General features: G+C 70.4%; 17 protein-coding genes and 1 pseudogene. 8 read left to right on the forward strand and 10 right to left on the reverse strand.

The window, feature by feature from the left end:
• Positions 1-1023, forward strand: a pseudogene (locus ACYVD1_RS31330) (serine/threonine protein kinase); the annotation flags it as partial.
• 177 nt (positions 1024-1200) lie between these two features.
• On the opposite strand, the gene ACYVD1_RS31335 reads toward ACYVD1_RS31330, so the two are convergent.
• Both ACYVD1_RS31335 and ACYVD1_RS31340 read right to left on the reverse strand, forming a co-directional pair.
• Positions 1201-1851 carry an aggregation-promoting factor C-terminal-like domain-containing protein gene (locus ACYVD1_RS31335; RefSeq protein ID WP_460778100.1) on the reverse strand — a complete coding sequence of 217 codons (651 nt, stop codon included), beginning with the start codon at positions 1849-1851 and terminating at the stop codon, positions 1201-1203.
• 58 nt (positions 1852-1909) lie between these two features.
• The gene (locus ACYVD1_RS31340; protein WP_460778115.1) at positions 1910-2596 is read right to left on the reverse strand and encodes an aggregation-promoting factor C-terminal-like domain-containing protein; all 687 of its coding nucleotides are present in this window, start codon (positions 2594-2596) and stop codon (positions 1910-1912) included.
• 466 nt (positions 2597-3062) lie between these two features.
• Here ACYVD1_RS31340 and ACYVD1_RS31345 point away from each other — a divergent pair, with 466 nt between their 5' ends.
• Positions 3063-8180 carry an SCO7613 C-terminal domain-containing membrane protein gene (locus ACYVD1_RS31345; protein ID WP_460778101.1) on the forward strand — a complete coding sequence of 1706 codons (5118 nt, stop codon included), beginning with the start codon at positions 3063-3065 and terminating at the stop codon, positions 8178-8180.
• An 86-nt stretch (positions 8181-8266) separates the two neighbouring features.
• Here ACYVD1_RS31345 and ACYVD1_RS31350 read toward each other — a convergent pair whose 3' ends face one another.
• The 3 genes from ACYVD1_RS31350 to ACYVD1_RS31360 all read right to left on the reverse strand — a co-directional run bounded on the left by ACYVD1_RS31350 (position 8267) and on the right by ACYVD1_RS31360 (position 11398).
• On the reverse strand, positions 8267-9625 hold the full coding sequence (locus ACYVD1_RS31350; RefSeq protein ID WP_460778102.1) for a PhoH family protein: 1359 nt from the start codon (positions 9623-9625) through the stop codon (positions 8267-8269).
• A gap of 306 nt (positions 9626-9931) precedes the next feature.
• A complete protein-coding gene (locus tag ACYVD1_RS31355) occupies positions 9932-10693 on the reverse strand; it encodes an isoprenyl transferase (protein WP_460778103.1) in 762 nt (253 codons plus the stop codon).
• A gap of 93 nt (positions 10694-10786) precedes the next feature.
• Positions 10787-11398: an RNA polymerase sigma factor gene (locus ACYVD1_RS31360; RefSeq protein WP_460745729.1), complete on the reverse strand. Its 612-nt coding sequence runs from the start codon at positions 11396-11398 to the stop codon at positions 10787-10789.
• A gap of 457 nt (positions 11399-11855) precedes the next feature.
• On the opposite strand from ACYVD1_RS31360, the gene ACYVD1_RS31365 reads away from it, so the two are divergent.
• Positions 11856-13223 (forward strand): serine/threonine-protein kinase, encoded by a 1368-nt coding sequence (locus ACYVD1_RS31365; protein WP_460778104.1) that lies wholly within the window; start codon positions 11856-11858, stop codon positions 13221-13223.
• Positions 13224-13385: 162 nt separating this feature from the next.
• Here ACYVD1_RS31365 and ACYVD1_RS31370 read toward each other — a convergent pair whose 3' ends face one another.
• Entirely contained in the window at positions 13386-15422 is a 2037-nt protein-coding gene (locus ACYVD1_RS31370) for a thioredoxin domain-containing protein (RefSeq protein WP_460778105.1), read from the reverse strand.
• Between the two features lie 167 nt (positions 15423-15589).
• On the reverse strand, positions 15590-16609 hold the full coding sequence (locus tag ACYVD1_RS31375) for an AraC family transcriptional regulator (protein ID WP_460778106.1): 1020 nt from the start codon (positions 16607-16609) through the stop codon (positions 15590-15592).
• A 153-nt stretch (positions 16610-16762) separates the two neighbouring features.
• Between ACYVD1_RS31375 and ACYVD1_RS31380 the strand changes: the two genes are divergently transcribed.
• Together ACYVD1_RS31380 and ACYVD1_RS31385 are read left to right on the forward strand one after the other, a co-directional pair.
• The gene (locus ACYVD1_RS31380; RefSeq protein WP_460778107.1) at positions 16763-17959 is read left to right on the forward strand and encodes an MBL fold metallo-hydrolase; all 1197 of its coding nucleotides are present in this window, start codon (positions 16763-16765) and stop codon (positions 17957-17959) included.
• Positions 17956-18807, forward strand: a complete 852-nt coding sequence (locus ACYVD1_RS31385) for an SDR family oxidoreductase (protein WP_460778108.1) — start codon at positions 17956-17958, stop codon at positions 18805-18807. Before ACYVD1_RS31380 ends, ACYVD1_RS31385 begins: the two co-directional genes overlap by 4 nt.
• A 124-nt stretch (positions 18808-18931) precedes the next feature.
• Here the strand turns inward: ACYVD1_RS31385 and ACYVD1_RS31390 are convergent, their stop codons facing one another.
• Positions 18932-19276, reverse strand: a complete 345-nt coding sequence (locus ACYVD1_RS31390) for a hypothetical protein (RefSeq protein ID WP_460778109.1) — start codon at positions 19274-19276, stop codon at positions 18932-18934.
• Between the two features lie 5 nt (positions 19277-19281).
• Positions 19282-20160 (reverse strand): mycothiol conjugate amidase Mca, encoded by an 879-nt coding sequence (mca, locus tag ACYVD1_RS31395; protein ID WP_460778110.1) that lies wholly within the window; start codon positions 20158-20160, stop codon positions 19282-19284.
• Positions 20161-20397: 237 nt separating this feature from the next.
• On the opposite strand from mca, the gene ACYVD1_RS31400 reads away from it, so the two are divergent.
• The 3 genes from ACYVD1_RS31400 to ACYVD1_RS31410 all read left to right on the forward strand — a co-directional run bounded on the left by ACYVD1_RS31400 (position 20398) and on the right by ACYVD1_RS31410 (position 22568).
• A complete protein-coding gene (locus tag ACYVD1_RS31400; protein WP_460778111.1) occupies positions 20398-20814 on the forward strand; it encodes a DUF4307 domain-containing protein in 417 nt (138 codons plus the stop codon).
• Positions 20815-21065: 251 nt separating this feature from the next.
• Positions 21066-21566, forward strand: coding sequence for a transcription elongation factor GreA (gene greA, locus ACYVD1_RS31405; protein WP_460778112.1), 501 nt, complete (start codon positions 21066-21068; stop codon positions 21564-21566).
• A gap of 378 nt (positions 21567-21944) precedes the next feature.
• Positions 21945-22568, forward strand: a complete 624-nt coding sequence (locus ACYVD1_RS31410) for an RDD family protein (protein WP_460778113.1) — start codon at positions 21945-21947, stop codon at positions 22566-22568.
• 76 nt (positions 22569-22644) lie between these two features.
• Here the strand turns inward: ACYVD1_RS31410 and ACYVD1_RS31415 are convergent, their stop codons facing one another.
• Entirely contained in the window at positions 22645-23904 is a 1260-nt protein-coding gene (locus ACYVD1_RS31415) for a hypothetical protein (RefSeq protein WP_460778114.1), read from the reverse strand.
• Positions 23905-24174 lie beyond the last annotated feature (270 nt).

Consider the following 24174-nt stretch of genomic DNA (forward strand, 5'->3'; position numbering starts at 1 on the left):
GTCGGCGGCGCCCTGGGCGCAGCGGCGGCGGGCGGACTGACCGACAGCGGCCCCCAGGAGGCCCGTGGAGGCCACAGCGGCGGCTACCCGGCGCACGGCCACGGCAGCGGCGGATACCCGGCACAGCAGTACGCCAGCGGCCCGCAGACGCCGCACCCGGGCGGGCACGGCGGTGGCGGTTACTACGGCCAGGGCCCCTATCCCGGCCAGCACGACTACGGGCACGGTCCGGAGTACGGACAGGGGCACTACGGCGGCCCCGGCGGCGGGATGTACGCAGCCGGCGGCCCCGAGGGTCCGAAGCGGCGCGGGGGCTCCGGGAAGTCCATGGTGGCGCTCGGCGCGACCGCGCTGGCGATTCTGGTCGTCGGGGCGATCGTGGTCATGGTGTCGCTGAACTCCGGGAGCGGCTCGGACACCGACCAGCGCGCCGACCAGGGCCAGGAACGCGGTCAGGAGCGGGACCAGGAGCCGGGCGGCGGTGACCGGGACGAGGACGCCCAGGTCGACGGCGTCCCGCCCGAGTACGACGATGACGACCTGCAGCCGTTCACGTCCGACTGGTTCTCGATGGACTATCCGGGCGGCTGGACCGTGGACGACAGCGAAGACGACGCCTTCGTCACCTTCGTCGCCCCGGGCATGGAGCACCAGATCACGGTGGAGAGCTGGGAGGAGACCCAGCACACCGGCACCGCCGCCGAGTTCCTGGAGCAGACCGACGGCGGCACCGACATCGACGGCGACGCCACCAGCGGCTACGTGGTCGAGGACGAGGAGGACTTCGACCGGGACGACTTCGACACCGGTCTCGAAGGGCTGGACGTGGCGATGGTCGAGGCCGACCTCGTGAACACCAGCTGGGCCAACCAGGAGCGCACGTTCTGGGTCTACGCGGTGATCGCGGAGCGGGGCGACCACCGGCAGTTCTACCTGGTGAACGTGAACGTGCCCCGCGAGGAGGCCGGTGACTACGACGACATCCACGAGGACGTCATCGAGACCTTCGAGCCCCTCGGCTGACGCCCCTCCGGCCCGCGTACAAGGAACCGCGTACAAGGAAACGGCCCCACGCGTGCGTGGGGCCGTTCTCGTGGCCCTGGGACCTTGGTCGACCTTCGGCGGCCCCAGCGGCCTTGGCGGCTTCGGGAGGCCGCAGCAGATTTGGGGGCCTTGGCGGCCGTAGAGTCTCAGGCGGCCCTAGTACCAGCCGACGGACTCGGAGTGGGCCCAGGCCTCACAAGGAGTGCCGTAGCGGTCCTTGATGTAACCGATGCCCCAGGCGATCTGGGTGGCCGGGTTGGTCTGCCAGTCGTCGCCCTCGCTGGCCATCTTGTTGCCGGGCAGGGACTGCGGGATGCCGTACGCACCGGAACTGGGGTTCTCGGCCGTGTGGTCCCAGTTGCTCTCCCGCTCCCACAGGGGCTCGAGGCAGCTGTCGAACTCGTTGTCGCCCCAGCCCTCCGCGGACACCATCTCGCGGGCGATGCCCTTGGGGTCGCCCGTGAACTCGGGCGTCTCCTCGGCTTCCTCCTCCTCTTCTTCCTCCTCCTCGATGTCACTGCCGGTGGCCTGGGTGCTGAGCACCCCTTCGCCGCTGGCAGCGTCACGCTGGTCCTGCGCGTCCTCGCGCAGGGCCCGGAGGTCGTCCTCGGACAGCTGCTCCGAGGACGCGAAGAACTCCTCGTCTTGGGTTTCGTCGGTGTCGGCCGCGGGTTCGTCGGACTGCGGCACAGCGGCGCTGGCGGCCACGTCCGGGTCCACACCGTCGTCCGCGAAGGCGGAGACGGCGAACGTCGCGCCGGCGACCAGGGTCGCCGCACCGACGGCCGCGGTACTCCGCAGCGACATTCGGTTGAGTAGCACGATTGCCTTTCCCAAAAGGGGGTTTAGGGCAGGGAAAAACCTATTAATACCAGTTGTTGGCCTGTGAGTGGGACCATGCGCCGCACGGATTTCCGTAGCGGTCCTTGATGTAGCTGAGGCCCCAGGCGATCTGGGTGGCCGGGTTGGTCTGCCAGTCGTCGCCCTCGCTGGCCATCTTGTTGCCGGGCAGGGACTGCGGGATGCCGTACGCACCGGAACTGGGGTTCTCGGCCGTGTGGTCCCAGTTGCTCTCCTTCTCCCACAGGGGCTCGAGGCAGCTGTGGAACTCGTCGGCACCCCAGCCCTCGTCCAGCACCATCTGGAGAGCGATGTCCTTGGCCGAACCGGAGGGGACCGAAGCGGCCCCGGAAGACTCGTCGGAGGAGCCGCCGGAGGGGGTCTCCTCCGCTTCGGGCTCGGGTTCCGGCTCCTGGATCTCCGCCCCGGTGCCGCTGGCGGCTTGGACGGCCTCGTCGGCCGCGGCCTGCACCTCGTCCCGGGTCGCCTCGCGCTGGTTGTCGCGCTCGGCTTCGTCGGAGTCGGGCGATGCGGCGAAGAAGTCCTCGGCCGGCTCCTCGGGCTGTTCGGGAACGCTTGCCTCGGAAGCGGCCTGCCGCGGGTCGAGTTCGTCGGTCTCGGCGAAGGCCGAGACGCTGAACATGCCGCCCGCGACCAGCGCGGCGGCTCCGACCGCGCTCATCTGGCGCAGTGAGATCCGGTTGAGTAGCAAAATCGCCCTTTCACGTCGGCACACGCGTGACCTCGGGGACGTTCGCGTGGTGTGGTTCGCCGCTGTTGGACCGCGTGGCCCGCTGACCTGCCGTGATGGGGACGGATTCGCCGTGCGACCGACCACGGGGTGGGGCTCCCACGCGGGAGGGGGATTCACTGTGCAGCGACCTCAGCCTGCACCACCGTCACGGCAAAGTAACGCCAGTTTTACTGTGTCCTGACTCACATCACGGAATGTGCCCCTATGCCAGGCCTGTGACCTGCCCTTCAACACGAAGAGTCAAGACCGAGTCAATCGGGCAGGCCTGTGGTGATCGTCTCGCGGGGGCCGAATCGAGACCCACCTCACCGGGACGGCGCCGTCCGAACCGGCGCGACACTTTCCGAGGAGTCATCCCTGAGTAGTGCGCACAGGGGCCGTCTGAGTATCCGTACCGATGTGCCCCGCGGCCGCCGCGAGGAGCATGGCCACCATGAACGCCCAAGGACTGCCACCGCCTCCGCCGGGAGCGCCGCGCCACTGCCCCGACTGCAGTGCTTCGCTGGCCGACGCCGTGTACATGTGCCCGACCTGCGGCCTCAGTCTCAGTGGCCCCACCGCGCACCGCCTGTGGTGGATCGACACCGAGCTGACCTCCCTGCGCGAACGCGAGCAGACCCTGGTCCTGGAACGCCCCGGCGTCCTGGCCCGGCTGCGCTGGGAGTCCGAGATGCGGCGCTCCCCGGCCCAGCCCCGGGACGCATCTCCCCAGTCCGCCTCTGAGGCGGCACCACAGGCGGCCCGCGGCGCGACCCAGCAAGCCGCCCCCGAAGCGGCCCCGGCCGCCGCCGTCCCGGCACCCGCGGAGTCCCCCGCCGAAGCTCCCGCCGAGTCCCCCGCGCCCGAACCGGCGCTCCCCACCCCCGCGGCCGAGCCGACCCCCGCGGCCGCGCACGGAACCGCGCACCAGACCGGTCACCCCGCCTCCACCGGACCGGGCGGCGAGGTCAGCGGCCGCTCAGCCCAGAACATCATCCTCGGCCTCGGCGGCCTCCTCGTCGGCATCGCCGCCCTGGTCTTCGCCATCTGGACGTGGAGCGACATGAGCACCGGTGCGCGCACCGCCGTGCTCGGCGCCACCACCCTGGCCTTCGCCGGGCTGGCCCACCCGCTGTACAAGCGCGGTCTGAACGCCACTGCCGAGACCTTCGGGGCACTGGCCGCCGGGCTGCTCTGCGTGGACGCTCTCGCACTGTGGCTCCTGGCCGACCAGATCACCAACGGCCCCGGGTACACCGCCGCGGCCCTCGCGGTGATGAGCGCGCTCCTGGTGATCTATCCGGCACTGGTGCCGCTGCGCTCGCCCTGGGTCCTGGCGGCCCTGTTCACGCAGCCGATCCCGCTGCTACTGGTCATCTCGCTCCCCACCGACGGCTCCCCCCTGTGGCTGCTGCCCGTGCTCGCCGCCACCGCGCTCGCCGACGTCCTGGTCGTGCGCCGCCTCGGCCTCATGCGGGTGGACGGACCCGTCCGGACCCTGCACGCCTCCGCACTCGTCCTCGGTGCGCTCGCACTCGGCGGCACCGCCGTGGCGGTGTTCGCCGACTTCGGCTCCACCGGACGCATGCCCGACGACCGGTGGGCGCTGGCCGCCGTCCTCCTCCTCGCCGGGGTGGCCGGCCTGCTTTTGGACCGCTGGCGGCGCCCCGCGACGGCCTCCTCCGAGTACTTCACCGGATACACGGCCGTCGGGCTCTGTGCCCTGGCGCTGATGCCGCTGGTCGCGGGCCCTGCGCACCTGCCCGTGCTCCCCCGCTTGGCGTCGCTGTGGGGCCACGCCCCGGCGGAGATGACCGCCCCCGCCATGGAGCTGATGGGCCTGGAGCAGACGGCCACCCAGCCGCCGCAGAACCTCGCCTTCCTGGCCGGGGTCCTGGTCGCGGCCGGGCTGGCCGCGGGCGCGGTCCTGCTGCTGCGCCGCTCCGCCCTGCCCGCCACGCTGGCCTTCCTCGCACCGGTCACGCTCCTGGCCGTCCCGCTGCTCCTCGGCCTGCCGCAGACGGTGGCGGTCGGGACGGCCCTGGTGGTCGGCGGCGGACTCGTCCTGGGCTCCGCGCTCCTGCCCGGCCGCCTGAGCGCGGTCCCGGTGATCACCGGAGCGCTGACCCTCGTGACCGGACTGGCCTGGGCGCTGCCCGAGCGGTACACGACCCTCGCCGCCCTGCTGTTCCTGGCCGTTGCCGCGGTGGTCTGCGCGGCCGGGGCGCGCCGGTTCGCGGTCCCGGGCCGACGCCCGCGGCCGGGCGACCGGGCCGCAGTCCTGTACATGGGCAGCGCCCTCCTGTGGGGCCTGGCCCTGCTCGTCGGTGCCTTCTTCCTGGCCGTCAACCGGGGTGGGGAGGGCACCGTCCAGGCCCAGTGGTGGATGCTGACCGCCGTCGTGCTGCTGAGCGGGGCGACCGCCCTGTTGCTGAGCCGGGTGCCGACCCCGTCCTCCCTGCCCGACCCCGCCAAGAGGCACGGCGCCGCAGGAGCGCACGGGGCCGCCGGGAACGGAGCCACCGAAGAGCGCTCCGGGCCCACCGACCTGGGTGCGCTGTTCACCCTGGTGGGGCTGCTTCTGCTCCCGATCGCACCGCTGCTGGCCCTGCCCGCACGCACGCCGGCGCTCACCCTGTTCTCCGCACAGGAGTCCTGGTCGGCTCCGGCGGAGGCGATGTGGGCCCCGGCGCACTCCGCGCTCGGCCTTCCGGCGCAGACCGACTTCCTCTCCGCCGTGGGCTACTCCCTCGCACTCCTTCTCGTGGGTGCTCTGGCGTTGGGCGTCGTGGCTCTGACCGAGCGCCACTGGCTGCCTGCCGGGCTGGCCCTGACCGTGCCGCCCGTCCTGGTGCCGCTGCCGGTACTGCTGGGCGCACCGCTCGCCGCCGCGGTCGTGTGGACCCTCTTGGTGGGCGCCGCCCTGTTCCTGCGGGTCACCCGCCTGCCGTACAGCGTCGGCTGGCTATCCGGCCTGACCGGACTGGCCACCATGCTGCTCGCCCTGTCCTGGGCGCTGCCGCAACAGCACCTCACCCTGATAGCACTGCTCCTGACCGCCACCGCTGTCCTGCTCTCCGCCTTGGCCCACCGCCGCCTCTCCCCCGCCGCCGAGGAGTCGAAGGCACAGCTCGTGTACGGGCTGACGGGCACCGTGTGGGGCGCGACCCTCGCCTTCGGCTTCACCTCCCTGATCGCCTCCGCGACGCTCGGGGCCGCGGGCCAGGTGCCGTGGTGGCTGCTCGGCGCCATCACGCTCCTGCTCGGCGCGACCGCGCTGGTCCTCGGCCACGCGGACCGCATGAAGGCACCCGAGCCGAAGGACCAGGCCGCGGCGGGCGTACCGGGCCCGTTCAGCATGATGGGCCTACTCCTGCTGGCGGTCGCCCCGGCCGTGGTCGGACGCGGCCTTCCCGCACCCGTTGCCTCCTCGGAGCACACCGGGTTCGCAGCGCCGGCGTCGGTCCTGTGGGACCCCGCGCACGGGCTGGTCGGCATCCCGGTCCCGGCGGACACCGCGAGCGCGATCGGCGTCGCCCTCGGGATCGTGGTCGCCGGAGCGCTAGCCCTGGGAACCGTGTGGCTGCTGGACCGCGGGCTGTCCGTGCCCGGCCTCGCGCTGGTCGCCCCGCTCACCCTGGTGCCGCTGCCGGTACTGCTGGGCGCGCCGTTCTCCGTGGCGGTCCTGTGGACGCTCCTGATCGGTGCCGCCCTGTTCCTGTGGGTCACCCGCCTGCCGTCCACCGTCGGCTGGCTACCCGGCCTGACCGGACTGGCCACCATGGCGCTCGCCCTGATCTGGGCGCTGCCGCAGCAACACCTCACCCTGATAGCACTGCTCCTGACCGCCACCGCTGTCCTGCTCTCCACCCTGGCCCACCACCGCAAGGAGCCCGGTACCGAAGCCCGGCTCGTGTACGGGCTGACGGTCTTCACGGGGTCCGGGGTCTTCATCGCCGGGTTCGCCGCGCTGGTCGCCACCGCGACCCTCGGGACCCCCGACCAGGGCCACACCCCTTGGTGGCTCCTCGGCGGGATCACCCTGCTCCTCGGCGCGGCCGCACTGGTCGTCGGCCGCACGGAACGCGAGAGGCCGAGCGCACCGGGTGGGCCGGCGGAGGCCGCTGAGCACTCAGCTGCGGCTGAGCCGGCGGAAGCAACCGGCTCGGCCCCGCCGGCCGCACCGCTCCCGTACAGCGTGTTGGGGCTGCTCCTGCTGGCCGTCGCCCCGCTGGTGGTGGGCCCGCGCGGGATCCCGGCGCTGTCCTTCTTCTCTTGGACGCACGGCACCTACGCGGCTCCGCTCGAGGCGCTCCTGGACCCCGCGCACACGTTCATCGGGATCCAAGGGCCGCCCGACACCCTCAGCGCGGTGACCGTCCCCATCGGCCTCCTCGTCGCCGGGGTGCTGGCCCTGGGCGCCGTGTGGCTCCTGGACCGCGAAAAGTCGGTCCCTGCCCTCGCTCTGGTTACACCGCTGACCCTCGTGCCGCTGCCGGTGGCTGTGGGTGCGCCCTTCCTCTCGGCCATGGTGTGGACCTTGGCTGTGGGTGCCCTGCTCCTGACCGGGGCCGCGCTGGTCCGCGACGGCCGATTCTCCTGGATGCCGTGGCTGACCGGTCTGGCCACGATGCTGCTCGCGCTGAGCTGGGCGCTCTCGGAGCGCTACAGCACCGTGGGGGTCCTGCTGGTGGCCGCGGTGACCGCGTCGGTCGTCACCGCCATGGGCCGCACCCGGTTCGCCGCGGTGGCCTCCACCGCGACGGCCACGACGGCCACGGGCGGCTTCGCCCTCACCCTGCTGCTGGCCCTGAACGCCCCGACCGAGTACGCGGCCTTCGGCCCCATCGCCGTGGTAGCCGCCGTGGCTGCGGTCGCCCCGCGCCTGAGCAGCCCACTCCTGGAGGCCACAGAGATCCCCGCGGCGTTCTGGGCGGCCATAGCCCTCATGCTCACGGTGATGGCGGGGGCCCGCCTGGAACTGGTCGCGGTCGCCCTGGCCGTGGTCGGCGTGGTGAGCCTGGCCAGCGGGGTGCGGCCCCACCGCGAAGCGCTCTCGGTCGTCGGCGGCGTGCTGATGTTCTGCGCCCTGTGGACCGCTCTCGCGTCCTGGAACGTGACCGTCCCCGAGGCCTACACGGCACCGCCCGCGATCGCCTTCCTGGTGATCGGCTGGGAGTGGTCGCGCAAGGCCGTCGAGACCCCGTCGAGCTGGCTCGCCTACGGCGGCGGACTGGCGCTGCTGCTCGGGCCCACCGTGTGGCTCGTGCTCATGACCGACGACATGGCCTGGCGCGTCCCCGCCGTGCTCGCCGTCGGCCTGGCCATCACGGTGTGGGGCCTGCGCCAGCGCCTCCAGGCGGTGCTGGTCATCGGTGGCGCGGCCCTGCTCGTCACCTCGCTGCGCGCCTTCGGGCCGCCCCTGTGGGACCTCACCCTGTTGCTGCCCAACTGGCTGCCCTTCGCGGTCGTCGGTGTGGTGCTGCTGGTCATCGGGGCCCGGTACGAGGCCAGCCTCGAGCGCCTGCGCCGGGCCGGGAAGTTCGTCGCCACGATGCACTGACCGAATACGGCGACCGCGTCCGCGAACACGAGCGCCCTCCCGGCCGAGCGGCCGGGAGGGCGCGGGCGTGCGGGAGGGCGTGCGGGTCAGTTCTCCAGCATCTCGGTGACCAGGGCCGCGATGGGCGAACGCTCGGACCGGTTCAGGGTGACGTGCGAGAAGAGGGGGTGCCCCTTGAGCTTCTCGATCACCGCGACGACCCCGTCGTGGCGGCCCACCCGGAGGTTGTCCCGCTGGCCGATGTCGTGCGTGAGGACCACCCGCGAGTTCTCGCCCAGGCGGGACAGCACGGTCAGCAGCACGCCGCGCTCCAGGGACTGGGCCTCGTCGACGATCACGAAGGCGTCGTGCAGCGAACGGCCACGGATGTGTGTGAGGGGCAGGACCTCGAGCATCCCCCGGTCCGCGATCTCCTCGATGACGTCCTCGTTGGTCACCGCGGACAGGGTGTCGTGCACCGCCTGGCCCCAGGGCGTCATCTTGTCGTTCTCGGTCCCGGGCAGGTAGCCGAGCTCCTGACCGCCCACCGCGTACAGCGGCCGGAAGACCATCACCTTGCGGTGCTGGGCCCTCTCCAGAACGGCCTCCAGGCCGGCGCAGAGCGCCAGCGCGGACTTGCCGGTACCGGCGCGGCCGCCAAGGGAGACGATGCCGACCTCGGGGTCGGTGAGCAGGTCCAGGGCGACGCGCTGCTCGGCGCTGCGCCCCTTCAGACCGAACACGTCCCGGTCTCCGCGCACCACCTTCACGGACTTGTCCGCCTGGACCCGGCCCAGGGCCTTGCCCTGGTCGGAGACCAGCACCAGACCGGTGTGGCAGGGCAGGTCCCTGGCCTCCTCGATCTCGCTCTCACCGGCGGAGAACAGCTCGCCGATGTTGTGGGCGGGGACGTCGAGCTCCGCCATCCCGGTCCACCCGTGTTCGATGGCGAGCTCGGCCCGGTACTCGTCCGCCGAGAGGCCGATCGACGAGGCCTTGATCCGCATCGGCAGATCCTTGCTCACCAGGACGACCGCGTCTTCCTCCTCGCATCCCTCCTGGAGGTTGCGGGCCACCGTCAGGATCCGGGTGTCGTTGTCGCCGAGCCGAAAGCCCGCCGGGAGGATCGTCGGGTCGCTGTGGTTGAGCTCCACCCTCAGCGTGCCGCCCTGCTCGTTCACCGGTACGGCGACGTCCAGGCGGCCGTGTGCGACCCGGAGGTCGTCCAGACGGCGCAGCGCGTTACGAGCGAAGTACCCGAGTTCCGGGTGGTGCCTCTTGCTCTCCAGCTCGGTGATCACCACCACGGGAATGATGACCTGGTGCTCGGCGAACCGGGTCATGGCCATCGGGTCGGCGAGCAGGACGCTGGTGTCGAGCACGTAGACGCTCGAGCCCTCTCCTACCTCCGCGCCGGGGGCGGTGGGGGGCTGGATGTCACGGCGATCGATCGAGGAACTAGCCACTCGTTCTCCCCTTGGGTGCCGCTGGGGCACCCTGCTGTCACGGGATCTTGGAGGACCGGGACCAGGCCCACGAGGGCCGGGTCCGGCCCTCCTCTTCGACAACCCGCGAGCGCGGAGAAGATCAATGAGACGGGGCCTCCCGAACGGGTGGACGTACACCACCCGCTGGCTCCGACGCTACGCGCCCGAGAGCCCGTTTTCCAGTGCCCGAACCCAGCACCCGGTGAACTCCGCGTTACGGGCGGACCGTCGACAGACACGGACCGCCACACGGGACGGGTGCGGGAAGGGAGAGAGGAGCGGGGGTCAGGAGCCGAAGCGCCGGTTGCGCGCACCGTAGGCACGCAGCGCACGCAGGAAGTCCACTCTGCGGAAGGCAGGCCAGTAGACCTCGCAGAAGTAGAACTCCGAATGCACGCTCTGCCACAGCATGAAGCCCGAGAGACGCTGCTCCCCCGAGGTACGGATGAGCAGATCGGGGTCGGGCTGTCCGCGCGTGTAGAGATGCTGGGCGATATCCTCGATATCCAGGCGCTCTGCCAGCTCCTGGATCTCGGTGCCCTTGGCCGCCTCCTCGTGCAGGAGGGACCGAACCGCATCAGCGATCTCACGTCTACCCCCATACCCGACAGCGACGTTGACAACCAGACCCGGATTGCCGGATGTGGCCTCTTCCGCCTCTTTCAGGGCACGAGCGGTCGAATCGGGCAGAACGTCGAGCGCGCCGACGGGCCGTGTGTTCCAACCCTCCTGGCGCAACCGCGCGATGGTCTCCTCGATGATGCGCACCAGGGGGCCGAGCTCGGTCTCGTCGCGCGTGAGGTTGTCGGTGGACAGCAACCACAGGGTGACGACCTGCACACCGACCTCGTTGCACCAGCCGAGCACCTCGAAGATCTTGTTCGCGCCGGCCTGGTGACCTTGCTCGGCTCCTGGAAGACCGCTGCTCTTCGCCCACCGCCGGTTGCCGTCCATCGCGACACCGACGTGGCGAGGAATCTCCTGGCTGGTCAGCCGGCGCTCGAGACGCCTTTCGTACAGCCAGTACAGGGGGTTACGGAGCCCCATTGGCGGAACCTCTCAGAGCTGGATCGAAAGACGGCGCACTCCTGTGGCGGATGTGCCGACGGGGATACTTCCAGAGTAGTTCGCCCGGGGACACTACGTCACGGCCAACGACTTTCGCACGTGCTTGCGGCCCTGGTGGATGCGGGACTTCACGGTGCCGAGAGCGAGATCCAGCTCAGCGGCGATCTCGTTGTAGTCCATCTGGCACAGGTCCCGCAGGACCAGCGGAGCGACCAGGTTGGGGCGGTCCTTCTCCAACTGCTCGAGCGCCTCCAGCAAGTCGATCCGCGAACCGGCGATGACGCTGGTCGTGCGCGGGTCCCGCTGGTGCGGCATCCGCTCGGCCTCGGTGGGGAACTCGTTGGAGCGGCGCTTCATGGAACGGTAGGTCTGCCGGGCGGAGTTGGACACCACGGTGTACAGCCACGTGGTGAAGAGGGAGTCGCCCTTGAAGCTGTCGATCTTGCGGGCCACACGCAGGAGCGCGTCCTGGCAGGCCTCCTCGGCGTCCTGGCGGTAGGGGAGGAACCGGGCGCAGCGGCGCAGCACCTCGGGCTGGATACGGCGCAGCAGGTCGTCCAGCGCGACCGCGTCGCCGTCCCTGGCGCGGAGCGCGAGCTCCTCCAGCTCCTCGTCGACATTGCTCGCCACCCGGCGGCGGGGGGCGGGGGTCTCCCCGCGTTCTGCGTGATCACTACTGCTCATGGCTGATCTCTTCCTGGCTTGTGTCAGACGTCCGGCCGTCCATACGGACACTTCCACGTCCACCTTGCAGGACGCTTTCGCGCCCACCGTCCATTAGGACGCGCGAGCGCCCTCTTTGTAGTGCGTGCGGGCAGCCCGCGTCGTGGGGCACCTACACCCGCCTTGTAGAGGGTCACACGTCAATTGGACGTCTACGGGTCCCGTCCGGCTCCGACCAACTCCACATTCTCCGATCCGCCATTCACATGGCGCACAGAACCCGAACGGGCTCCCCACCCAAAGGGGCCCTCCTCCCTGGAAGGCTTCCTCCCTGGAAGGGGCACCACCAGTTTCCATGCCCCGAAGGCGTCAGCGCTACCCGGGGAGGGGATCATATCCACGGAAGCCAACGTGAGGGCGCAGATGGTGTATTAGTGGGCAACGAACGCGTATTTACCCCCAACAGACCGAGGCGGAAATGAGCCAACCGGAGGCTTTCGGACGTTACCGCGTCATCCGGCGCCTGGGTTCCGGTTCCTTCGCCACAGTCTGGCTGGCGCAGGACGATCTGCTCAACTACCCGGTCGCCATCAAGGTACTCGCCGAGAACTGGGCGCACCAGATGGACATCCAGCACCGGTTCCTGGAGGAGGCACGCATCCTGCGCCAGACCGACTCCACATGGCTGGTGGCGGTGCACGACGTGGACGTGCTGCCCGACGGGCGTCCGTACATGGTGATGACCTACGCCGACCAAGGCAGCGTCACCGACCTCATCCAGCGCGGCCAGCTGCCCTTGGACGAGGCACTCCGCCTGCTCACGGAGATCGGCCAGGGCATCACCGTGCTGCACGGGCACGGCACGATCCACCGGGACATCAAACCGTCGAACGTGCTCCTCCAGTCCTCCCCGGTCGGCCAGCGCGTCCTGGTCGCCGACCTCGGTTTCGCCAAGGCGATCGACGAGGCCTCCGGCTTCACCGCCGCCGCCGGAACCCCCGGCTACATGTCCCCCGAACAGAGCATGCCCGGCGGTGACCTGGACGTTCGCTCGGACGTGTACTCGCTGGGCGCGGTCGCCTACGAACTCATCACCGGCCGCCCCCCGGCACGCCCCCCGGTCCGGGTCGCACCTGGCCGGATCCGGCCAGGTTTGCCGCCCGCGCTCGACGAGCTGATCCTGTCCGCGCTTTCCGTGGACCGGGAGAGCCGACCCGGCGACGCCAAGACCTTCACCGACCGGGTCCGGGCCATCCGTATGGCGCCCAACCTGTCCGAGGCGACCCCATGGTGGCACCGGTTCAGGATGCCGTGGCAGCGCACCGGGGCCATCGTCCTGACCTGCGTGCTCCTCGCGGTCGGGATGACCGCCTCCTTCGGCGAGCCCGGTATGTCCCTGACCACGGTCAGGCACGCCGCCCAGGACGTGCACGTCGACGTCCCGTCGGCGTGGGCCCAAGAGTTCCACACCGACCTCGACGCCCGACCGGCCGCGATGGACGCCGGGGCAGGCCCGGGGCTGCTCGCGGCCACCGACGCCGACGACTGGCATGAGACCGAGAAACCCGCGTACGGGGTGTACGCCACGGTGATGCCCGGCTCCCCCAGCCTGGGCAAGGTTGCCGACACCGACCCCTGCGCGGGCGCCCCGGAGGAACGCGAGGTCAGGTTGGACGGGTGGGAAGGCCTGGCCTGGGAGTGGCCCGAGTGCAATGACAACGGGTCCCTCACCACCGTCGCCATGCAGCCGCCCGGCACCGCCACCACGGTGTACCTGGAGATCCGCCAGCCCGACTACCGACCCGACATGGTCGACAAGATCATCGACGAAGTCGAACTCCACTAGCAGTGGTTGGATTCAAGGGATCTCCGTGGGTCGAGCCCTGTGGGTGGGGGACCACCCACACCCAACAACAAAAACGAGCCACCCCAAGCCCCACCCACGGAGCCCCCACCCGACAGCAAACCCCCCTTGGTTGCGCATCGTGGGAGAAACTGCGGGGGTGAACTACCCCTGGGACAGTTGGGACTTCAGGGCTTCCGGAGTGGTGACCGGGAGCTGGCAGACGAAACCCTCACACACATAGGCCGTCGCCTTCCCCTCCACGGCGGTGCGCTGCTCCAGCAGGGGCACTCCCCCGCTGTCGCTGCCGTCGCCGCGGGACAGGACCGTGCCCAGCGGGGCCCAGCGCAGCACCGTCCGAACCAGCTCCTCGGTCTCCGGCGCACCCGGCTCACCGACCACGGCGACAGCGCGCGGTCCGGTGAGCAGAGCCTCACCGGTGGCCATCCCCCAACCGGCGAAGCGGGGCGCCTTCTCGGCCAGCAGCGGGACGACGGCCAGCGCCCCTTCGGCGGCGGTGCGGTGGCGCTCGCTCCCGGTCAGCGCCGCGTACGTGAGCAGCGCGGAGGCGGCGGCGAAGCGCCCGGAGGGGGTGACGTTGTCCGTGGGGTCCTGGGGGCGGCTGAACAGCTTCTCGGCATCGTCCGCGGTGTCGAAGAACCCCCCGTCCTCGTCACCGAAGTGGTCCAGGACGGTGTCCAGGAGCTTCCCGGCCTCGTGCACGTAGCGGGCCTCACCGGTGACACCGTGCAGGGCGAACAACCCCTCGGCGAGGTCCGCGTAGTCCTCCAGGACACCGGCACTGGGGCCGGGGCGGCCGTCCCTCGAAGTACGGACCAGGCGCCCGTCCCGCAGGTGCACGGACAGGACCAGGTCGGCGGCCTCTCGGGCAGCGGTGATCCAGGCGGGGCGTTCCAGGAGCGCGCCCGCCTCAGCGAGAGCGGCGATCGCCAGACCGTTCCACGCCGCGACGACCTTGTCGTCGCGGTCTGGCGGGACCCGGCCCTCCCGGGAGGTGAGCAGGGCCGCGCGCACGCGGTCGTAGCGCTCGGCGGAGCCGGGGTCGGCACGGAGCTGGAGCACGGACGAACCGCGTTCGAAGGTGCCGCCTTCGGTCACTCCGAACAGCTCCGCCGCCCAAGCGCCGTCCTCCTCGCCCAGGACCTCGCGCAGCTGGCCGGGTGTCCACACGTAGTACGTGCCCTCCTCGCCCTCACTGTCAGCGTCCAGTGCCGAGGCGAAACCGCCCTCCGGCGTGCGCAGGTCCCGGAGCAGCCAGTCCCCGGTCTCCTGGGCCACGCGCAGCAGGAGGGCGCGGGCGTCGGCCTCCGCAGCGTCGCCGCCCGCGGGCTGGCGCGCCATCCGGGTGTAGGCGCGCAACAGCAGGGCGTTGTCGTAAAGCATCTTCTCGAAGTGCGGAACCACCCATTCCGCGTCCACCGAGTAGCGCGCGAAACCGCCGCCGATCTGGTCGTAGATACCGCCCCGGGCCATGGCCTCGGCGGTTCCGCTCGCCATCAGCGCCGCTGGGGTGGGCTCGTCAGCGGTCTGGAAGGGGAAGGTGCGCTCGTGCTGCGCCATCAGGAAGGAGAGCAGCATCGACGGCGGGAACTTCGGAGCATCGCCGTAACCCCCGTTGGCGGCGTCGTAGTCGCGGATCAGCGCTTGGACTGCCAGGTCCAGGTCGGCCGCGGTGGGGGGCGGGGACGCGGCCAGGCGGCGCGGGGCCCCGAGCGCCTCCACCACCCGGTCGCCCTGGTCCAGCAGGTCAGCGCGCTTGTCCCGCCAAGCGGTGGCCACCCCCTCGAGCAGGCGCTGGAAGTGGTCACGGGGGAAGTAGGTACCGCAGTAGAACGGGGCACCGTCCGGGGTGGCGAACACCGTCATGGGCCAACCGCCCTGGCCGGTCATGGCCTGGGTGGCCTCCATGTACACGGCGTCGACGTCGGGGCGTTCCTCGCGGTCGACCTTGACGTTGACGAACAGGGCGTTCATCACGCTCGCGGTCGCCTGGTGCTCGAAGGACTCGTGGGCCATGACGTGGCACCAGTGGCAGGCCGCGTATCCCACGGAGATGAGCACGGGGACGTCGCGGCGGCGGGCCTCCGCGAAGGCCTCCTCACCCCAGGGCCACCACTCCACGGGGTTCTCGGCGTGCTGCAGGAGGTACGGGCTGGTCGCGTCGCTCAAGCGGTTGGACATGTCCCCACTCTGCCAGCCGTCTGTGTTTGCTATAGGCCTCCGCCCGCCCGTCTCCCGCCACCAACCCTCAAACGACGCGCTGGCGCGCGCAGTACTTGTCCGAGCAGTCCCGGCACTTCCAGAACCCTGCCGCGCCCGAACCGGCCCGTAACCAGCGCTCGTGCGCCTCACCGGCTGGCTCGGCGGGAGGAGAGGTAGGCCCTCGGGGCCTCGCCCTTCCAGCGTTTGAAGGCGAGCGTGAAGCTCGGGGTGTTCCGGTAGCCGAGGTGCCGGCCGACCGCCTCCACTGTGAGCCCGGTACTGAGCAGTTCCTCGGCCAGCCGCTCGCGCACCTCGTCCAAAAGGGCGCGGTAGGAGGTCCCCTCGTCCTCGAGGCGCCTGCGCAGGGTGCGGGCGCTGACATGCATCCGGCCCGCCACGTCCTCGATACCGGCCACCCCCGGCAGCCCGGACATCAAGTGGCCGCGCACCAGTCCCGCGTATCCGCTCCTGCCGTACTTCTCCTCCAACAGCTGGCGGCACTGCTCCTCGGCGAGGGCGGCGGTGTGCGCGTCGGCGCGCGGGAGCGGCCGGTCCAGCTCGGCGGCGGCGACCACCAGGCAGTCCTCGCCGGAGCGGAAGCCGACCCTCGGGCCGAGGAGGTTCTCGTAGGGCTTCGGGTCGGTCGGCCGGGGGTCGCGCAGGCGGACCTCGAGCAGCCGGTCGCTCTCGATCCCGAGTTCACGGCCGAAAGCGATGATCGAGGCCAGCTCCCGTTGGACGTAGAAGCGGCGCACGTCCCAGGGGAGGTGCTCGGAGTGCAGGAGGAGGCGCAGGCGGTGTCCGTCCTCCTCCACCGAGATTCCACAGAAAGCCCAGGTCAGGGCGATATAACGGATCCCGAGAGCGATCGCCGACCGCAGGGTGGGGCTGCTGGCGATGGCGAAGCCCCAGATGCCGTGGGTGGTGAGGTGGTAGCGCGCCCCGGCAAGGACGGGCAGGGCCTCGATCCCGGGGACGGAGCGGAGCAGGTTCCGCACGACGCACGTCTCCTGCCCTGCGGCCACCAGGGCCCGGGGGTCGGCGAGGTCGGCGACGGTGAGCAGGGTGCCGTGCAGGGTCTCTTCCGCGGGCACGCCGTATTCCTCACCGAGGCGGACGAGCAGCAGTGCGCTGGCCGGACTGCGCGGCAGATCCCACTCGTGCACGAAATTCCTCCACTCTGTCCGGAAATGTTAACTCTGCGGCCGGGCAAAGAGTGTTCCAGGTCACGCTCGCTTCCTAAAGTGCCCACAACGGCGGACACCCCGAGGAAACGGGGCCGGAGTCCGAGCGGCCGACGACCGGAAAGGGACGGCGAGATGGCGGAACACCACGGTGAGAGCGCTCTGGCGGAGATCGGGGCACGCGGGGTCCCCGAATTCGACGGCGTGCACGACGTCTGGCCGCGCGGGGAACGGCTGGCGGCGGTGCGTGCGGCGGCCAAGGAGTACAAGAAGCGGTTCAAGGAGCAGGGCGCGGTGCGCGCGGTGCGGTCGGTGGACATCGCCGCCGCGCCGTACCCGGTCGCGTTCGCGTTCAACAACGCCGTCTCGGCGCCGACCCTGCCGATGATCTCGATGATCAACCGGATGATCGTGGTGCAGTACGACGACTGGAACGGCCGTCCGCGCACGCTGGTGTTCGAGCCGACCGTGCCGGCGGGTTCGGCGGAGGCGCCGTTCTACCATCACCTCCAGGAGCTGATGGGGAGGATTCCCGGCGGCACCCGCGCCGCCGAGGCCTTCATGCTGAAGTACTACAACGAGCCGGAGGACGTCCTGGCCAAGCTCCGGCTCACCCCCGACGACATCGACTTCTGCACGTTCGACCACCTGCACGTCCAGGACCCCAGGATGATCCTCGGTTCGAGCGAGGTGATCGAGGGCGAGGCGAAGCCGCGTCAGCCGCTGTTCGGTTCGGCGCGCATGCTGGTGCACTCCCGCGAACTGGCCACGCTGGATTCACTGCACCCGATGCAGTGGGCGTGGTACGTGGCGGACGGCCTGCGGGGCGTCGACCGGTCGCGGCTGGTCACCTTCGAGGGGGACGTCGAGCTCGGCCCCGGCGTCACCCTGCTGTGGACCCCGGGGCACACCGACGGCAACCACTCGCTGCTCCTCAACACACCGGACGGCGTGTGGGTCTCGTCGGAGAACGGCATCGCCCTGGACAACTGGCAGCCGGAGCGGTCCAGGATCCCCGGGGTGCGCGGCTACCACCGGCGCTACGGCCGGGAGATCTGCCCGAACTCCAACACCCTCGAGGACTCCCTGGACCAGTACGACTCCATGGTCAAGGAGAAGATCCTGGCCGACCCGTGCCGACGGGACCCGCGCTGGCTGCAGATCCTGCCCTCCACCGAACTCGCGCCGTGGAAGCGGTTCTGGCCAGTGGTACCGACGTTCGCGCACGGGGGCATCTCGTACGGGCGGCTTCGGAGCGGGCTGGCCGCGGAGGGGGGAAGCGGGAGCACGGAAGGCGTCCAGGGCCAGGAGACCGGAAAGGAAGGCGTGTGACCGGCCGGGAACGGGTACCCGCGGGTGCCGTGGTCACCGGGGCCGGGCGCGGCCTCGGCCGCGGGATGGCCGAACTGCTCATCGAACGCGGATACACCGTGCTGGTCACCGACCTGGACGGGGAGGCCGCAGCGGTGACCGCTGCCGAGCTGGGCCCGAAGGCGCACGCCCTGCAGGTGGACGTCCGGGACGGAACCCGGACCGAAGCGGCCCGCGACGAGATCGTGGCCCGGGCCGGGCGCCTCGACGTGTGGGTCAACAACGCGGGGGTCCTGGCGACCGGCCCCGCCTGGGACCAGGACGAGGCGACCCGCGCACTGCTGGTCGGGGTCAACACGCTCGGCACCGTCAACGGAACGGTGGCCGCGATCCGGGCCATGCGCGAACGGGGCGGCGGGCACATCGTCAACATCGTGTCGTTGGCCGGGCTCACCGCCGTTCCCGGGGAAGCGGTGTACGCCGCTTCCAAGCACGCCGCCATCGGGTTCAGTCTGAGCACCCTCGCGGACCTGCGGCTGGCCGGGCACGACGGTATCGACATCTCGTGCGTCTGCCCGGACGGGATCTGGACCCCGATGCTGCACGACAAGGTCGACGACCCGGGCTCGGCGCTCTCGTTCTCCGGCAAACTGTTGCGACCGGAGGAGGTGGTGCGCGCGGTGGGAAGGGTCCTCGACCGTCCCCGTCCGGTGACCGCGCTCCCCCGCTGGCGCGGCCTACAGGCGCGGCTGGCGGACGCCGCGCCGCGGTTCGGCCTGTGGGCCACCGCGTTCGTGGTCGCGTCCGGGCGGCGCGCACAGCGGAGGCTGCTCCGTGCCCGAGAGCGGGCAGGGAAGGAGGCGGGGTGACCGGAACCACCTGACCGGAACCGTCTGACCGCACGTGTCATGCTCAGGGACCCCTAGGGCCCGTGCAAAGGGACCGCCCCGCCAGCACACGGCGGGGCGGTCCCCGGTCGGCTCCCGCCGACGCTCAGCTCTTCGCGGAGGTGTCCTCAGCGGCGCTGCCGGCCGCGGATCCGCCGCCGGAGGCGTCCGCCCCGGACGTCCCCTCCCCCTCGGCCCCCTTCTCGGAGGACTCCGCGTCCTCAGCCGTGTCAGCCCCGCCAACCTGAGCTTCCGCCTCCTCGGCGGCCTCCTGCTCCTCGGCCCGCGCAGAGACACCGCGCAGCTTGACGAGCAGGCTGCGCATCAGGAAGTACAGGGCCACGCCGATCGCGAAGATGGCGAGAAAGCCCAGCACACCAGGGGTGACGGTGTCGGAGTCCAAGTCGAAGTCGCTGGCGATCACCGCGGAGGACACGAGAAGGGTGTTCATGCCACTCATACTCTCATTGCCTCGCGGACACCCGCGAAGAGGTCCTTCTCCGGGACCTCGGTGTCCACGATGGAGCGGACGAGGTGGTAGTCCTCGGTCGGCCAGGCCTCCGCCACGACCTCGTTGGGCACCGCGAACCAGAACCCGTTCGGGTCCACCTGGGTCGCGTGGGCCTTGAGCGCAGCGTGCGCCGTGTCGAAGTACTCACTGCAGTGCACGCTGGTGGTGATCTCCCAGCGCGGCCGGTCCCGCTTCCTGATCCGGTCGATCCACTCCGCGAAGGGGTTCTCCAGGCCGCGCTCGGCGAGGGTCTCGGCGAGGGCCTCGAAACGCTCCGGTGGGAAGGAGACGAAGTAGTACAGCTTGAGGGGCTGCCACGGGTCTCCCGAGTCGGGGTAGGCGTCCGGCTCGGCGGCCGCGTCGAAGGCGTGCATCGAGACCTTGTGGGTCATGATGTGGTCCGGATGCGGGTAACCGCCGTTCTCGTCATAGGTGAGGATGACGTGCGGCCGGAACCGGCGGATCGCCGCCACGAGCGGCTCGGCGGCCTCCTCCACCGGCAGGGTCGCGAAGCAGCCCTCGGGCAGGGGCGGCAGGGGGTCCCCTTCGGGCAGGCCGGAATCGACGAAACCGGCGAACTCCTGGTCCACGCCGAGGATCTCGCGGGCACGGTCCATCTCCTGGCGACGGACCTCCGTGATGTTCTCGCGGATCTCGGGACGCTCCATCGCGGGGTTGAGAATGTCACCGCGTTCGCCACCGGTCATGGTGACGACCAGCACTTCCGCGCCCTCCTCCACGTAGCGGGCCATCGTGGCCGCGCCCTTGCTGGACTCGTCATCGGGATGGGCATGAACGGCCATAAGCCGCAGGCGCTCGGACAACGAAGGCTTCTCCTTGACTCGGTCGACGGCCGCTTGGCACAGCCGTCCGCTTGACACGGCCACCACTGGACACAGGTGTCCGCTCGGCCGTCCGCCGCCACCCCGGTTTCGCGGCGTGTCTCACAGCTCGGACGGCTCACGTGGCCGACCGCGGGCGACTCACGTGCGGGCCGCGTAGGGGGGCTGTCAGGTCGGGGATATCTTAGACAACACCGTCCCCTTGCTCGGAGATTCCCAATGTCAGCGACCTCGGAAGATGATGCCGTGAACAGTGCCGACACCGCGCCAGCGCTACGCAAGCGCCACGGCAACGGGCCCGTCTTCTTCGTGGTCGGGACCATCTTCGCGGTCCTGGTCACCATCGGGTGGGGATACGCCGTGTCGAGTTACGGCGGATTCGCGGGTGGGGTGCACCACCAGGTGGTCACCGCCTCCGCCCCCTCAGAGACCGAGGCACGGATCTCCTTCGAGGTGAACAGTCCAGACGGAGCCGAATGCCTCATCCGTGCGCTCGACAACCAGATGGTCGAGGTCGGTACTGAACGGGTCGATGTGGAGGGCGGGAACCGAACGGTCAACCAATCCGTTGAAACGGTTCGTCAGGCTTCCACGGTAGAAGTGGCCTCATGCAGGGAACAAGGTTCGCAAGACTGATCAAGCAAGACCGGTCAGGGCACACCGATCAACCGAACCTTCCCCCTGTCTGGAACCAGGAGTAGGAGAGGAACCCCCGAGAACACCGAGTGCGAACACGCGCCGACCGAGCGTGCAGAGACCGGCCGCGGCTGACCGGGGCCGCCGGAAGCTCTACGTGAAGGCGGATGCGCGATCGCACACGGTGATATTCTCGTAAGTTCAGCTCTGGCCGCCTGGTGGCCTTAGCTACTAGTACACAAGGAGTTCCCGTGACCCAGACCCGCGATGAAAACGTCACCTGGCTCACCCAGGAGGCGTACGACCGGCTCAAGGGAGAGCTGGACCACCTGTCGGGGCCCGGGCGCATCGAGATCGCGGAGAAGATCGAGGCTGCCCGGGAAGAGGGCGACCTCAAGGAGAACGGTGGCTACCACGCCGCCAAGGAGGAACAGGGCAAGATGGAGGCCCGCATCCTCCAGCTCACCGAGATCCTGCGTACCGCGCGGGTCGGCGAAGCGCCCCGCACCGAGGGCGTGGTCGGCCCCGGCATGACCATCACCGTCAAGTTCGACGGTGACGAGGAGGAGGTCACCTTCCTGCTCGCCTCACGCGAGGAGAGCGGCTCCCCCATCGACGTGTACTCCCCCAAGTCTCCGCTCGGCGCCGCCATCAACGGCAAGCGGGTGGGCGAGAACGTCAGCTACGAACTGCCCAATGGCAAGCGCCTCGGCGTTGAGATCATCGAGGCGGTTCCGTACAGCGGTATGTGACACACCGCTGCGCGTCGGACCAGGTACCAGACGGAACGGGTTCCAGGCAGGCCAAGGGTCAGACGGACCGGGTGCCGGACGGGCCGGATGCCAGACGGCACACAGGGGCGGCTACGGCCGCCCCTCGTTATGTCCGGAAGGGCCGGACGGACGGGTGTCCGGGGTTGCCCGGCCAGCAGCGGCCGGTGCGCCGCGGGCAGACCGCAGCGGCGCCCAGCGCCGGCCCCGGTGAGGTCCGGGTATGGCGGACACCCGGCTCCTGGGTAACCTGCCTTCTGTCCCCCGAGAAACCACCCGCGTGGCTCGCCCCGCTCGCTAGGGCGTGTGACCGCCGAGCACGCCCTAAAGACCTCCTCGACTCTAGGAACTGGCGGCTGTATGTCCTCGCCTTACTGGAACCCCCAGCAGCCCGACCGGGGCGGCCAGCCGCCGCAGCCCGGCGGGTGGTCGTACGGTCCCCCGCCACCGGGCCACGGCGCCCCGCACATGCCGGGGCAAGGGGTTCCAGGGCAGGGGGACCGGCAGGATCCAGAGCTGCGTCCCGCCGGTTTCGGCCTCCGGCTCGCCGCCCGCGCCATCGACTACGTACTCGCGGTCATCGCGGCGACAGCCTTCTTCGTCGTTATGGTGATCCTCCAGACGGCCCTTACCGGCAACGGCAACGCCAACGGCAACGATGCTGAGGGCGCGCTCTGGGGCTCCCTGTTCCTCTTCGGCTGGGGCGTGCTCCTGTTCTTCTACGACTGGCTCTACCTGATCACCTGGGGCCGCACCCTCGGCAAGATGATGGTGGGGATCAAGGTGGTCAGCGCGGTGGACGGCGGCCGCCTCACCCAGGGCCAGGCGGCGGGGCGCTCGGCCTTCTTCGGTCTGCCGCAGTCCCTGCCGTGTCTCGGCCACCTGTTCGCCGGGGCGGAGTCGATGGCGATGCTCGGCGACACCAAGGAGCGGGCCCTGCACGACCGGGTGGCGGGGACCCTGGTCATCAGCACCCGCCCGTAGGGCCGGGAGCGGGTCGGCGGAAGCGGGTCCGGCGGAGTGCGTCCCGCCGGTGCGGATCCCACCGGTCTGCGCCCGGTCAGTCACAGTCCGGGGCGTCGGACCCATCCGTGAAGGCCTCGGGGATGTAGTGGTCCTCTCCGATGCGGTACCAGGTGTCGGTGGTGCCGAAAGGACCCGTGGCCTCGTCGCCCGGGGTCCGGCAGACGACGTCGACGTTGGCCTTGTAGGCGGCCAGGCCCACGGTTGCGTGGCTGCTTCCGGGACCGTCGCGGATGATGACCGGATCGGACTGGGTCTCGGTCACCACTTCGGTGCGTGCTAGGTAGGGGGCGGTCCAGAGGTAGTCGACCTGCACCCAGGCGTTGGTGGGCAGTTGGAGCCCCTGGTTGAAGGCGCCGTCGGCGAGGTCGATCCCGGCGGGGTTCTGCACCCTGCGCCCGGAGCCGTCCAAGCCGCTGTTGTGGCCCTCCGTGTAGGCGGCCTGCGCCTGCGGCCTGCCGCGGTCGAGGCCGTCCCAGCCCTCCCGGTCGTCGTTCCAGTGGTCGTCGTTGATGTTCCACGGGCCCACGTCCCAGACCGGAAGGTAGGCACAGCGCTGCACGTGGTCCTCGTCGCGGTTGGCCTCGGGACCAAGGTCACCGGTACTGCAGACCCGGACCGTGTACTCGCCGCCGCCCCGGTTGGCGAGCCCCCTCCGTGAGGGCAGGGCCACGAAGTGGTCGTCGGGGCGGACCGTGTGGCCGTTGGCGGTCGAGTTGCCGACCAAACCGATCCGGGTCGCGAAGAGCCGCGCGGAGAACGGTTCGATGTCGTCGTCACCGGCCTCTTCCGCGGGTTCCGGGCCGTCGTCCGCGCGGTCCGCTCCCTCCTCCGGCCCCTTTTCCGGTTCTGCGGCCGAGCTCTCCACGGGGCGGACCCGGGCACCGGTCACCGAGCCCTCGGTATCGGAGAGTTCGACGCGGAGCTGCACCGCGCTGACGGGTTCGGACAGGCTCACCCTGCCGCCGCCGGACTCGGTGGGGTGCCACTCGGTCCACATACCGTCGGCGCGTACACCCCGCGCCTCCGTGAGCGCCTCACCGGTGATGTCGACGTCGACGGTGTCGGTCTCCTCGAGCTGCTGCTCGGGGAAGGTGGCGAGCCCTCGAGGCTGGCCCGCCAGGCGCGCGGAGTGTTCGGGTTCCAGCCGGAGGCCCTCGGAGTCGAGGGCCAGGCCGATCCGGTCGGTCGAGGACAGGTCCAGGTCCAGCCAGGCTGAGTCGGCGTGGACGGGTACGGCGGGCGTCACCAGCAGGGCGCACACCCCGAGGACGGCCCAAGGCCTAGTTGTCGCCATCGTTCCTTCTCACAGAGTGATGAATGTGATCACTCTTAGTAATCACCCCGGTGTGGGCACACTCAAGGAACTTGTGGCGAGTGTTGGTAAAAGTCCGTTTAGGGCGTGAGGACCGAAACAGGTCCTCGGACGTGCCCGAAGGGACGCCCTAGGTGTACTGACCACAGAGGTTGAGTACAGCGCGGGGTTGATTTGACAACAAGAGAGGGCCTCCGACATAGGTGTGGATTGTCTCGATCAACACCTGAAGTAAGTCAGGAGGCCCTCCGT

This window comes from Nocardiopsis nanhaiensis (assembly GCF_054778635.1).